This is a genomic window from Desulfosporosinus sp. FKB (assembly GCF_002196705.1).
Taxonomy (GTDB): Bacteria; Bacillota; Desulfitobacteriia; order Desulfitobacteriales; family Desulfitobacteriaceae; genus Desulfosporosinus.
Window position 1 is genome coordinate 1 of the sequence record NZ_NADJ01000022.1, and the last position, 12,857, is coordinate 12,857.

Consider the following 12,857-nt stretch of genomic DNA (forward strand, 5'->3'; position numbering starts at 1 on the left):
AAATGCTTGATAAAGCTTGTTAAACAGTAAAATTCCAATGGAATTGTCTGAGTTAAGATGCAAGAACTCAAACTGGTGACCAAGTTTCCGCCGGGAAATAACTCCTATCAGGGTGCGAAACTTAAATACGTTACTTCTGCCCAGAGAGTGGGGTTCAGAGGTAAGTGCGTATATCCCCTTTGGTAGTGGTAGAATCATAAAAGTCAATCCCCCTGCCCTAAAATCCAAGTAAGAACGACATCAGCTTCCTTGGCCGCCGCTATGCTGACTCTTGGGGACATAGGCGGTCGATGCTGAGCCACTTCGGATGTTAAATCTCCAACGATGACCAGCTTGGAATTAATCTGATGAATTCTTAAGGCGTCTGAATTCCCCCAGCCGGCTATCCCTGAGGCACTGACAACTTTTTTTCCAAGGGTCACCGCCGCTTCGACAAATAGTTTTTTTACTTCGGCGCGGTCTAAGGCTTCAAGCCAAAGATCACAATCTGCAAATAAGTACTCGATATTTTCCTTGCCGATTTCCTCTGTCTCTATCCGTAGATGCAGATCAGGATTAATGCGTTTTAGATTTTCCGCTAAAGCTACTACTTTAAACCGTCCTACTTGATCGGCAAAATAAAATTGCCGGTTAAGATTGCTCGCCTCTATACGATCAAAATCCACAATCGTTAGGTCTTGACACCCTGATCTGACAAGATGCATAGCTGCATTTGAGCCTAAACCTCCTGCGCCTGCGATCCCGATCTTTGCGCCTGTGAGTCGGGAAAAGGGCTTTTCGCCTAAGGTATTTTTTAAACATTCAAGCAAAGGATTCATGGTTTATGCCCCTCGCCTGTCACGCAGGTTAACCCAGTCGCAGAATACTGGTTGGTACCCTTTTGACCGAAGCATAGCTACTACCTCTTCAACTGAACGTTCATCCGACACTTCAAATTGAGCGCTTCCTGTTTCCGTTGACTCAGCATAACCGCCCACAGAAGTCAGAGAACCTGCCGAGAGCTTTGTAATACCTAAGGGCAATAATGCATCGCGCATGGGGGCGCTTTCTCTCGTTGAAAGAGTAATCCCCCCTCGCGGCATAAATAAGCGATAAGCCAGAAGAATTTGGACAAGTTCAGCATCAGTAATCGGATATTGAGGTTTATAGGAACCGGCATGCGGACGCATCCGTGGTGCAGATACAACAATTTCCACGTCAGGATAGGTTTTTTGCAAGTAACTTGCATGCAATCCCGTAAAAAACGCTTCTTTTCTCCATTCCCCTAAACCCAAAAGAGCCCCAATAGTTACACCGCTGAATCCTGCTTCGCAGGCTCGTTCAGGAGCTTCCAAGCGGTATCGGTGAATACGTTTGGGTCCAGCCAAATGTACTGAGGCATAAATATCTTCATCATAAACTTCTTGATAAATCGTTAAGGTGTCAATTCCGGCCGCATAAAGCTCCCGGTACTCTTGAGTTTCAAGAGGATAAACCTCAATTCCTAAGGATGCAAAATAAGGTCTGAGAATTCTTGTGCAATCGGCGATATACTCCGGGCTGCTAGCCTGACGAGATTCTCCCGTTAATAGGAGCAAATGCTGGAGTCCCTTCTCCGCTATAGCTTTCCCTTCTACCTCAACTTCGGCCAAACTTAACTTCCGGCGCAGGATTTTGTTCTTAATATTGTAACTGCAGTACACACATTGATTGGAACAAAAGTTTGCTAAATACAAAGGTGTAAAAAGGAGTATGGATTTGCCGAAATTTTGCAAAGTTAGTCGATGAGCTTTTTGAGCCATGGGCTCTAAATAAAGTTTCGCCGCTGGGGACAGAAGAGCTAAAAAATCCATAAAATCCAGTCGTTCATGACCGAGGGCTCTTTCCACATCACCCTGAGAAACTTGTTCAAAAGAATAATGAGTCAATTCTTTTTGCCAGGACTTAAATTCATCAAAAAACATAACTACTCCTCCCTTAAAAAGCCTGTCAAAGGAGAAGAAGCTTCTGCTTGGTCGCGTCGGGCGCCCAGCCCTGCAAGATAAGCACTTCTGCCGGCTTCCACGGCCAAGCGGAAGGCATGAGCCATTTCCAGAGGCTGATCAGCAGTAGCTATGGCTGTGTTGACAAGTACTGCTGCAGCTCCCATTTCAAGGGCTTCTGCCGCTTCCGAAGGACGCCCTATTCCTGCATCAACAATGATGGGCAGGGATATTTCTTCAATCAAAATGCGAATAAGTTCTCGGGTTTGCAATCCCCGATTGCTTCCTATTGGTGCTCCTAAAGGCATGACTGCAGCGGCTCCCACGCTCTCCAACCGCCTGGCTGTTCCCAAATCAGGGCTCATGTAGGGAAGTACCACAAACCCTTCCTTTACCAACTGTTCGGCGGCAATGAGGGTTTCCGGATTGTCGGGCAAAAGATACCGTTGATCCTGAATAACCTCGATCTTAATCCAATTTCCACATCCTGCAGCTTTCGCCAACCGGGCAATTCGAATTGCCTCCTCCGCCGTACGAGCTCCTGAGGTATTGGGCAGCAATGTAATACCCTTAGGTATGTAATTAAGAATATTTTCTTGAGGGTTTCTCCAGTCCAAACGACGCAAAGCCATGGTAACAACTTGTGTTCCGGAAGCTTCAATGATTTGCGGAACTAACTCATGGGATGAAAATTTACCCGTACCTGTAAACAAACGACTTCTGAGTTTTTGGCCTCCGATCTCAAAGGGATCATTAAGCAGTTCACAATTTACTTGCTGCATAATCTGTCAATCTCCTTTCTCTTCTAACCCTTTCTTTTAACTTTTGTTTTAAATTATCTTATAACTCCTCTTTTGGCTATCCTTTAGACGTTTTAACTCGATCGGGACAAATCAGCCTCCGCCAACAAATTTCAAAATCTCTAATTGATCTCCCTGTTTCAATTCGACATACCCCCAACGTTCTTCTGGAATGATCTCCCCGTTATATTCAATTATTACAGTAGTATGGGGAATGTTTTGTTCTTCAACCCATCGTTGCAGACTAATAGTATCTCTTAGTTCTGCCTTTTCACCATTAATCATTATGTTCACAGGCTATCCTCCTTTTAAAACCCATAAATTAGGTTGAGCTGCCTATAAATAGTTTAAATAGTTCCTCTCTTGAACATAAGTTACGATTCACTAACCAATTTTATCTTTTTGCGGCGTGAAGACCCCTATCCATAAAGCATAGTTACCTCATAGTCAGCCCGCCGTCGACATAAAGTGTCTGCCCGGTAATAAAGGATGCTTCCTCCGAAGCAAGGAAAGCAACTGCTCCGGCAATATCCTCTGGCCTGGCCAGCCTGCCAAGGGGGGTAAGGCGGATGATTGATTCGCGGACATCCTCCTGGGTATCCCGGCTGGAATCTGTGGGATAAGTGAGACCAGGGGCTACACAGTTCACCGTGATATTAAAAGGCCCCAATTCTTTGGCCAGACTGCGGCTATATCCTAAGACAGCGGCTTTGCCAGTGGTATAGTCATGATACGGGACTATAGGGAAATCGATCAAATTGGTCACCAGATTGATCACGCGGCCGAAGTTTTGACGCTTCATCAGGGGCATAACTGCTTTGCAAGTATTAAATGTCCCTCTCAGGCTGCCATCGATCTGAGTCTGATAATCCTTCCATTCTAATTCCCAGGCTGTTTTGCGCAGTTTAGGATTAAACGTGTAATGACATAAAGCATTGTTCACTAACACATCAACAGTTCCAAAACTATCAACGATTTCTTCAACCATCCTTCTAACCGCTTCTTCTTGAGTAACATCCCCTTGCAGTGCAAATCCCTGCCCCCCAAGTGATTGAATATCCTCAACAACTTCTTCCGCCAATTGGGAATTTCTCAAAAAGTCCACAATGACGATTGCCTGACGTGAAGCAAAGTGCTTGGCGATTGCTCTGCCGATTCCACGACTGGCACCTGTCACTAAGACCACCTTATCCTGCAAAATAGGTCCTCCTCTTCACTCAACGTCTGGGTCGTATAATTCAGCAAGTTGTTCGGCGCTCCGCTCAATATCCACAAAGCGAACCAGATCTGCTAAATTAAAACGTGCATCATGATGCCATCCCGCCACTCCTAAGGTCATCTGACCGATTGCTGTAATCCGGCTTACTCCTTCTTGCGCCAAGCAATGAGCAAGGGCCTCAAGCCTCTCCGGAGCGACTGCTATTCCTGCACTCTGCAAATAAGAGCGATAGGGCCGCAAGTGACTAAGAGCCTCCTCAAGACATTGACAGGCAAAGACTTGGATCGTTCGATTGAGTGGAGAACCTTCAAACCCCGGTCGTCCATGATAGACAACTGTCCACTCTGTTCCTCCTCCGCTTGCATAAACATCAATCTCTGAATTACTGATTGCCATCGCTTCATAGCGATTGCGCAGAGAACGAATGGCATGGATTTCAGCATCACCTAGCTTGGCCCGCGGACGGCGTTTCTCGTAGCGGTCAAGTTCAGAAGCAAGGAGCTGGGCAAATTGCCGTGGACTGATAACGCCGCCTCTCTCCACGAAAACCAACTGCGGGGATAAACAACTCTGTTGGTCATAGACCGAAACATCATTAGCCAGACGATGCACGGTATCCTGATAGCGGTCGGCTGTCAGAGCTTCTTGACCGACAGCGGCGAAACTAATTTTATGACCGTATCCAAGAACGGGAATCGGCTGTCGTACTTTGTTCTTTATTTTTTCTACCGTTTGACTTGAGCCATAGATCACGACCGCATCTGCCCTTTCAAGGAGAAGGTCTTCAAATTGAGCACTGCCACCTTTCCAGGGAAGCACAGCCAAACATTCAGCCAAGTTTTCATCAACTTCGGCTAAGGATTGAGCAAACAAAACCGCCATTAAAGGTTCGGCGGAGGACGTTTTCCCGATCCCGGCAGATTTAAGAAGTAAACCCATGATCATACTCCAAATGGGTAATCCCGGCACATTACCGGAGAAAAAATGGAGGATAAGTTCCGGTCCATAGACTCGAGTAAAGCCTCCAGATTTACGGGGACGGAAATTGTCTAACATCCCTGGGTTATCAAACTCCTCGTCAAGAAATCGATATAAATCCTTTTTGCGAAATCCCCTCAGAAACCGTTTGAGTTCGAGACGGACTATCTCTGCATCATAAGCGGTAATCATGGGAAGCAAGGTTTCAGCTAGTTTGCGCAATGGGTATTGGGGATTTAACCATAATTGAATAGTTTTATCAATAATCTCAACAATACGCTCAGTTTTTAAGTTTGCTAAATACTTGCCGCGGTTCAAACGCAGGCGAGTGCTGAGCTCCATAACCTGAGCGCTGGACAGATTCGGAAATTCCAGGATGTATTCACCGAAGGTATGCTCCTCATGAATGTCAATGCAAATCCCTTTGGGAACAAAGTAAGCCAAAATGTGCTGTTCCAATTACTAACACCTCTTAGTTAACGGCTAGTTTGCTCTGCCAGCATTTCATCAATTGCAATGGAGCATCCACGTGCTTCGGAGCCTTTAGTTCGTCCCAATAAAACAAAACCATTCTTAGTCTGATACCCTAGGTCTTCGGTCAAGACAGCAACCGCAGAATTCCAATTGGCTAAATCATAATGTGCAAGCAATCCTGTTTCTCCAAAAGAAACGGGATTTAAAGTGTCCGGATTCAACACTTGAAGCCGTGTCCAGGCAGGTCCTATTTTTTCCATACATACCTGTCCCCCCTTAACCTTTGTCGCAATTGTACGATCATAAAGTTGAGAGCTCAACTCCGTCATTCCATACATATTGATGCTAAGTTCTCGTTCAATACTAAAATAATCCTTAAACCAACTGTATAATTCCTCCATTGTAACCTCCCTGGCTTGCCCCTTTAACCCCCCTGTGTCGAAAATCCTGCTGCTATCAGGAAGATTAAAGGCTAACCCCTCCGCCCGGCAATAATCCAAAAAGTGTACATAGGCAAAAGTAGCACCCATCAGAAGCACTGGTTCACCTTTAGCTTCACTTTTACGTAAAGCAGATACTAAGCCTGCCATATCAAACCCAGCCTCTTTACTGAAGAAAAAAGCACTGTCCCGAGTTCCATAATGCTTGACGGCCAGGGATAAATACCTGGATAACGAGGAATTTTCATTGACATCTTCAGCCGGCGACAGAACATAAATCGTCATTTGGTCCCGATCAGGGAGGACATAGTGTTTAAAGGGAGGTACCATGGATGCATCCCAAACTTCAAGAGTCGGATGATAATGACGTCCGCGCTTTTCTTTGTTGGTACTGCCGCTGGTCATAAAAACTGCTTCTGCCTCCTCAATAGGCTCGCAGGCTAGAACTGTTTCTTTAAACATCTGAAAGGGTATCGGGGGGATATCTTCCCACCGTTTAACGGTTAACGGAGATTTGTGACGACGCTGACAGTAACGTTTATAGTGGGGATTCCCTTGATATTGAAATTTAAAGATGTTCAAGGCAAGATCATTAAATTCAGGATCAAGTTCAGCCTCAAGGCTGTGGCAATCTGAGTAAGCATGAATAAACCCTAAAATTTCCTTTACTAGTTCTTCTGACCAACCTTTCATTCATAAGTCCCCCTTTCATCCTCTTTTCCTCAGCCAACCAGGAATCATAACTAAGATAATTTGTAAGATGATGGCCGTTGAAGCCCCGATCATAATTCCATTGGATAAAAAATCTCCCAGATGACCTGTCATTCCTTTTACTGCACTAGGTAAGGATACAGAAAGCAGTATAGAAAATCCCGCAATCATATAATTGGCCTCTGTTTTCTCCATGGTATTAAGTGTAGAAAGGCCGGTATAAATTAACGAAACAGCAGCAGGCAAAAAGATCCCGCCCACAACAGCATCGGGAGTTACGGCCAGTAACGCCCCTGCTTTCGGTATAAAGCCAAGTACCAGAAAAATGGCCCCGGCTGTCATAACCGTAAAGCGCGAGCCAACACCTGTCAGACGAAGGAGCCCGACATTTTGGGCATACGCTGTGGTCGGGAAACCGCCTATGAGAGTAGAAATCATAGACCCTGCAGCCTCTCCGGCAAAGCCATTGCGGATGCGTCGGGCGTCTAAGTTGATCTCCGCCATTTCTGAGGCGGCATGATAGACTCCCAGTGCTTCAATAACGGCTACAATATAACCAATGAAAAAGGTGACAAAGGCCGTCCCATTAAGTGTTAAAGCGCCATAAGGAAGTAATCTTGGAAATCCGAACCAGGCCTTCTCGGCAATGACCGAAAAGTGAATCTGCCCTAAAGCTGCAGCGATGATATCCCCAATTACAAGGGCAATCAAAAAAGCGTAAGTCCGAAAGTTCCCTTTGCCAAAAAGCGACAGAATCGTGACAACAAGAGCCGTCGGAATTGAAATCGCCAGAATCTGCGGGGCAAGGAAGGTAGACATCCCTTGCGAGCCTCCCAAAAATTCATAGAGAGTAAATCCCGAGAGGGCGATTCCCACGGCAATAATAACTGACCCGGTAACGGCTTTGGTAAATAAGGAACGCAGACGCTCGAGTACCCCAGTAACGGCCAACAGAAAAACAATGGCCGCACTCAACATAATACTTCCCCCGGCAGCCGGAAGACTGTTGGCCTTACCCGCGTTAATCATCAAAGTATCAAACGCCGCCGATGGACCTTGGACAATAGGCAAACGGGCAAGTCTTGTTGCCTGAGTAAGTGTGACCAGCCCGGCGGCAATAAAAATTGCATTAACCATATTAGCGGCTAGAGCAACTGGAAGACCGATCATAGCGGCAACAAAGATGGGGTCAAGCCAAACATTAGAGACAAAAACATGCTGCAGCCCATATAAGACGTTACGCAAGGGAGGTAATCTTTCCTCAACACCAATCGTCAAAACAGGTATAGATCGTTGATCCTCAGATTCATGATTTTCCACCAGAAACTCTCCTCCATTTACTAAGATCAAAATCCTTTACTTGGACAACTATCGGCCAGATAAGTTTCTATGGGCAAATAAAAAACCGCCCATTAGGAAATGAGCGGTCTACATACCATTAATCATTCAATCATCACTTCCCTCCGCTGGCATTACCCAGATCAGGTTCAAAGGTCGGCAGTGGTGTCAACTGCCCTCTCAGCTTACTTCCTTAAGCTCCCTCTTTGAAATTGTATTAATTCTGTAATGAAGATATCACTTTTTAGCGTAATGTTCAAGAGTGAACAGAAGACAAAATTACATGATTAGCCGTTAAATACTCTCACAGCTAAATTCCAGTGCTATAATTATATTGCGCAAAGATCACTTGCTAAACTAAGATCATTTAATATCTTAATCTCAGATGTTTCACATGAAAGGAAAAGATCATGAATACTATGCCTGATACTATGCCTTATTCACCCCCCGAAAAGCCGGGGAAACTAAACGTTTTATGGAAAATAACTCGACCTCACACTTTAACTGCATCCTTTATTCCCGTATTTATCGGCACATCCTTATCCCTAGGTTATACCGCTTGGCATAAACTCCTTTTCGGGGCCATGCTCATGAGCTGTCTGCTCATCCAAATAGCTACAAACTTGTTTAACGAATATTATGATTTTAAACGCGGCTTGGATACGATAGATTCTATTGGCATCGGTGGAGCAATTGTCCGGGAAGGATTCCAGCCCAAAACTGTGCTGCGGCTCGCCTTGGAATGCTACGGTGTTTCCATATTATTTGGCATTTACATTTGTGCTCACAGCAGTTGGTGGTTAGCCTTAATCGGACTTGTTGGAATGCTGATTGGCTATTTATATACTGGCGGGCCGTTGCCCATAGCCTATACTCCCCTAGGCGAAATTTTTGCCGGCTTACTAATGGGGACTTTTTTTATTCTTATATCATTCTTCATCCAAACAGGATATATCAACGAGAAAAGTGTCCTCGTTTCCATACCTACCGGTATTTTAGTCGGTGCTATTAATATGGCCAACAATATACGCGATCTTGATGGGGATAAGGCTTCGGGCCGAAAGACAATAGCTATTTTAATTGGACATAAACATGCCGTTTTCCTACTCGGAGCTATGTTCGCAGCAGCTTATCTTTGGGTCATAGGATTAGTTATTAGAGGGTCGGTCACCCCCTTGCTTCTGATTGTCTTATTAAGCATTCCCAAAGCCCTACAAGCAACAAAAGGTTTTATCGGCAAAGATCTGCCCTCTCAAATGATGCCTGCAGTTCGCTATACAGCTCAAACCAATACAATGTTTGGACTTTTGTTATGTATAGGATTATACTTTACGCAAATTTAGGCTATATTAACTAGCCATTTTGGGCACTAATATTGGGAAACATACAAAAAACACTGTTCCTCTAGGATTACTCTTGAAGTTGATTGTCGCGTTATGACGATTAGCAATATCGTAACAAGTACTTAACCCTAACCCCGTTCCATTCTCTTTCGTTGTAAAAAACGGTGTTCCAATATCATTTAAGTACTCTATTGGAATGCCGCCCCCTTCATCCTCGATACATAATACCACCTGACTATTCTCGACATAGGTAGACATACACAATGTTCCCCCCGCTTGCATAGCCTCTAAACCATTACGACACAAATTAAGCACTAGCTGCGAAATCTCATCCGGATTTAGTAAGATCTTAGGCGTGTCTCCGGGTAGAAACTCTATTTGTTTATCCTGAGAAAGAGAATCTGCTTCAAGTAAAGGATACAAATGTCTTAAAATCTCATTGATATTTAGGTGATCTTGTTCTTTGGGAGAATTACGTGAAAGGGAGAGAAAATCCGAAATAATTTTGTTTGCACGATCAAGCTCATTGATCATGAGCATAAAGGTATCTCCTTGTAATTGAAACTCTGGTTTGGAGCCAAGTAGTTGGAGAAATCCCCGTACCGTTGTAATTGGATTCCTGATTTCATGGGTTATTCCAGCTGCCATTTGACCTACTAAATTAAAACGTTCCAGATTGACCATTTCTAGATGTAAGCGTGTCAATTCCTGCTCAGCTTTTTTTCGCTCCGTTATATCATAAAGTGTTTTAATGACAAGCCTTGTTCCATTCACATCCATAAACGGTTGAATTTTAACCTCGTAAATTTTACTATTATAAAAAATTTCCTCATCTTTTATGGGGCGCCCTGTAAAGAACGCTTCCTTTATTCTACAGTTCTCACATGGGCTATTCCTCTTGAGCATGTTATAGCAAAACTTACTGTTTTTTTCACCAAATTCCAAAAGGTAATTACGATTCACAAAGTGTACTTCATAATTTTCTCCTACAACAATCACTATTCCTGGGAGACTGTTAAACAAATCAAACATACGTTGATGATCTTCTTTTATAGCCTCTTCTCTTTTCCTTTGCTCATTATGTATCCGTATAAAGAGGCTGCCGGTAAACCAACCCAATATTATCCATAGCCAAGAAATTCTTAAAGAGTGATTATGGGAATCTAGCCATCTGTCAAACAAAAAAAGAATGAATCCAATACTTAATCCTATAAGCACATATTTTCTTTCTTTCATAATTACTCCCTCAACATCAAAGGACTCAATTTTAATTGGGGCTAGTTCCAAAATATATATCTATTAACCTGTATCTTGACCTTTTCGACCAACAAAACCCGGAATTAAAATCAATCTTAATTCTTTCACAATCATTTCCTCCCCAAATAAAAAACCTGGTTTACTTAAAAACCAGGCCGGTTGCGCTACTCGTTCCACATGTATAAAGCGCCCAAATTATACAATACATGCTTCAAAACTTCCTAATTATGTATTAAATTTGCAAAAAGGTCTTAATTATGTTGAAAATTTTTTCATGTGTAGTATAACATAGATATACTGTATAATTTGTCACAATTTGTATCTGATGTTAGAAAAAGTTTTCTAATATTTGCAAGGCACGGCGTATTAATAAATTAGATTAATACACCGTGCCTTAAATATCTTGCTATATGTTCATCTCAATGAATAATTATTGATAACTATAGCTTGAGTTTGAGTAACTTACCCTAATTAGAATTTAATCGTTTTTGGATTATCATTCATAAAGGTTGCAGTGGCATCTGCAAGATATAATACCTCAAAAATTCCATCATCAACTTTGTACATTTTGGTAAGATTAGGATTTTGGTCAAGCATTGCCTGTTTGGCTTCAGCTCTCTTATCAACTATTGCCTTTGCTTCCAGGCGAAACCAGCCGCCCTCTTTGTTCAAGGCAGCAATTTCAATATTGGTGTTCTTTTCAATCTGCTTGAAAACATTTTTAGTATTGTTCGTACAAATATACAACTTGCCGTCAAATTTTGCGACTGCTCCAAAGGGGCGGTTCTTCGGCTGATCACCATCTAAGGTTGCAATAAAAAATACCGGATTGTTTTTAAAAAACTCATAGACTGTTTCCATTTAATGATTGCTCCTTCCAACTTGAACCTCTATAATGTATTTTATGGTGGTAGCATAATTTATACAAGTACGATCTTTTGTGATAGTATATTTCATTTAGGATACTATAGAGGGAGGAACCATGGAAAAGATCGAAAAATTAGTTGGAAAATGTCCTTACGTAACAGCACAGAAAGTTTTGTCCGGCAAATGGAGTCTGCTGATTTTACATTATATAAGCGAAAAAACTCTTAGATTTAATGAATTACAACGATTAATGCCTGATCTAACCCAAGCAACCTTGACCAGACAGTTGCGGGCCTTGGAAGAAAACGGACTTATCCTTCGTAAGGTCTATCATCAAGTTCCCCCAAAAGTAGAATATTCATTAACCGAGATTGGAAGTGAATTTAATGAAGTTCTGGAAAAGTTAGAAGTATGGGGGAAAAAGTATATTAATTATTCCAGAAATAAAAAACTGCAGGACACGTTTTAACTCATCTAGAGCACCTTTTGTCCTGCAGTTACTGCTATCGTTTTTAGCTTATAAATACTCTTAAACAGACCTTTGCCTTCAAAATATGGTAACTACTTCTCAAGAAAAGTCATGCTATAACCTAAAAGGTCCCTTTGATATACCATAAAGACTTAAAACATAGTTTAGATTATTTAATGCCTATGCGCAGGCGATAACAGAAGTCAATACTAAATTCAGTATTACCGTAGATCTCTAATATTTTCTCCTGAAACCTTATTAAGTAAGGATTAATCCTATCCTTATCTTCTTTGAGAATAGCTTGTAATCCTCCTTGGCTTAAGGCAAGCTTGATTAATCTCTGAGCATTACAGTTTTCGGAATTCGAAAATACGATCTCCCTTACATAGCGGAATTCTTGACTATTTTTTATGTTCGTAAGATGGTTGTCTTTGTTCCATCTCACAAAACTATCTTTTAGCTTTGGATGGTTAGACTCAATTTCCGCAACCTTTTCAAAGAGCAGGCTGTATGCCAGCTCGGCTTCCCAGTTACAAACCGGCGGCCAATCATAATCATAAACTGCAAAAACGCCGCCTATCGTCAGCAGCCTCGACACTTCCTTCAATGTTTGGTGAGGGTTCATCCAGTGAAATGACTGCGAACAGGTAATGATATCTACATAATTATTCTCCAATCCTGTATCGTTGGAAAAGGCAGAAATGAATTTAATATTGCTAAGATTAGCTAGTTTCTCTTTAGCTATCCTTTGCATATCCATACTAGGCTCTATTCCTATAACCTGACGACTCACATCGCTCCAGATTGCTGTGGAGAGGCCTGTGCCACATCCCAAATCAATAACCTGCGATGGATTGCGTCCTAAATAGTTTAATAAAATTTCTTTTACTTTTTCAGGACTTTGGGGACGTGAGTTATTATAAATATCAGCAAATCCCAAAAACCTGTCGGCATTAAGCTTTACGTTTTCTGGCATATAAAGCCTTCCTTTCCAAGTTGA

At 42.6% G+C, this 12,857-nt stretch carries 15 protein-coding genes and 2 riboswitches; of the genes, 2 read left to right on the forward strand and 13 right to left on the reverse strand.

All coding sequences use genetic code 11. From position 1 onward, the window contains the following. The 9 genes from B5Y67_RS25605 to B5Y67_RS06765 all read right to left on the reverse strand — a co-directional run. The coding region (locus B5Y67_RS25605; protein WP_207652407.1) for a hypothetical protein at positions 1-198 on the reverse strand (198 nt) is incomplete at its 3' end. A gap of 5 nt (positions 199-203) precedes the next feature. Beyond that, positions 204-818 carry a sulfur carrier protein ThiS adenylyltransferase ThiF gene (gene thiF, locus B5Y67_RS06730; RefSeq protein ID WP_088225733.1) on the reverse strand — a complete coding sequence of 205 codons (615 nt, stop codon included), beginning with the start codon at positions 816-818 and terminating at the stop codon, positions 204-206. Between the two features lie 3 nt (positions 819-821). Continuing rightward, positions 822-1,943, reverse strand: a complete 1,122-nt coding sequence (gene thiH / locus B5Y67_RS06735) for a 2-iminoacetate synthase ThiH (protein ID WP_088225734.1) — start codon at positions 1,941-1,943, stop codon at positions 822-824. Between the two features lie 2 nt (positions 1,944-1,945). After that, positions 1,946-2,743 carry a thiazole synthase gene (locus B5Y67_RS06740; RefSeq protein WP_088225735.1) on the reverse strand — a complete coding sequence of 266 codons (798 nt, stop codon included), beginning with the start codon at positions 2,741-2,743 and terminating at the stop codon, positions 1,946-1,948. Between the two features lie 111 nt (positions 2,744-2,854). Then, entirely contained in the window at positions 2,855-3,046 is a 192-nt protein-coding gene (gene thiS, locus B5Y67_RS06745) for a sulfur carrier protein ThiS (RefSeq protein WP_242975893.1), read from the reverse strand. A 151-nt stretch (positions 3,047-3,197) separates the two neighbouring features. Continuing rightward, a complete protein-coding gene (locus tag B5Y67_RS06750) occupies positions 3,198-3,959 on the reverse strand; it encodes an SDR family oxidoreductase (RefSeq protein ID WP_088225737.1) in 762 nt (253 codons plus the stop codon). Between the two features lie 15 nt (positions 3,960-3,974). After that, positions 3,975-5,417, reverse strand: a complete 1,443-nt coding sequence (locus tag B5Y67_RS06755; RefSeq protein WP_088225738.1) for an acyl-CoA reductase — start codon at positions 5,415-5,417, stop codon at positions 3,975-3,977. Between the two features lie 17 nt (positions 5,418-5,434). After that, entirely contained in the window at positions 5,435-6,565 is a 1,131-nt protein-coding gene (locus B5Y67_RS06760; protein ID WP_088225739.1) for a CoF synthetase, read from the reverse strand. Positions 6,566-6,580: 15 nt separating this feature from the next. Then, a complete protein-coding gene (locus B5Y67_RS06765; RefSeq protein ID WP_207652408.1) occupies positions 6,581-7,903 on the reverse strand; it encodes a solute carrier family 23 protein in 1,323 nt (440 codons plus the stop codon). Between the two features lie 121 nt (positions 7,904-8,024). Then, positions 8,025-8,136: riboswitch (TPP riboswitch) on the reverse strand. A gap of 195 nt (positions 8,137-8,331) precedes the next feature. Between B5Y67_RS06765 and B5Y67_RS06770 the strand changes: the two genes are divergently transcribed. Next, positions 8,332-9,264 carry a 1,4-dihydroxy-2-naphthoate polyprenyltransferase gene (locus B5Y67_RS06770; protein WP_242975892.1) on the forward strand — a complete coding sequence of 311 codons (933 nt, stop codon included), beginning with the start codon at positions 8,332-8,334 and terminating at the stop codon, positions 9,262-9,264. Between the two features lie 6 nt (positions 9,265-9,270). On the opposite strand, the gene B5Y67_RS06775 is transcribed toward B5Y67_RS06770, so the two are convergent. The 3 genes from B5Y67_RS06775 to B5Y67_RS06780 form a co-directional block, all read right to left on the reverse strand. Continuing rightward, complete coding sequence (locus B5Y67_RS06775) at positions 9,271-10,500, reverse strand: PAS domain-containing sensor histidine kinase (protein WP_170932617.1); 1,230 nt, start codon at positions 10,498-10,500, stop codon at positions 9,271-9,273. Positions 10,501-10,563: 63 nt separating this feature from the next. Further along, positions 10,564-10,698, reverse strand: coding sequence for a hypothetical protein (locus B5Y67_RS26170; RefSeq protein WP_282432763.1), 135 nt, complete (start codon positions 10,696-10,698; stop codon positions 10,564-10,566). Continuing rightward, positions 10,666-10,752, reverse strand: a riboswitch (cyclic di-GMP riboswitch). (Overlaps the previous gene by 33 nt.) A gap of 240 nt (positions 10,753-10,992) precedes the next feature. After that, positions 10,993-11,382: a pyridoxamine 5'-phosphate oxidase family protein gene (locus tag B5Y67_RS06780; RefSeq protein ID WP_088225740.1), complete on the reverse strand. Its 390-nt coding sequence runs from the start codon at positions 11,380-11,382 to the stop codon at positions 10,993-10,995. Between the two features lie 121 nt (positions 11,383-11,503). On the opposite strand from B5Y67_RS06780, the gene B5Y67_RS06785 reads away from it, so the two are divergent. After that, a complete protein-coding gene (locus tag B5Y67_RS06785) occupies positions 11,504-11,857 on the forward strand; it encodes a helix-turn-helix domain-containing protein (protein WP_088225741.1) in 354 nt (117 codons plus the stop codon). Positions 11,858-12,026: 169 nt separating this feature from the next. On the opposite strand, the gene B5Y67_RS06790 is transcribed toward B5Y67_RS06785, so the two are convergent. Further along, positions 12,027-12,833 carry a class I SAM-dependent methyltransferase gene (locus tag B5Y67_RS06790; RefSeq protein WP_088225742.1) on the reverse strand — a complete coding sequence of 269 codons (807 nt, stop codon included), beginning with the start codon at positions 12,831-12,833 and terminating at the stop codon, positions 12,027-12,029. Positions 12,834-12,857 lie beyond the last annotated feature (24 nt).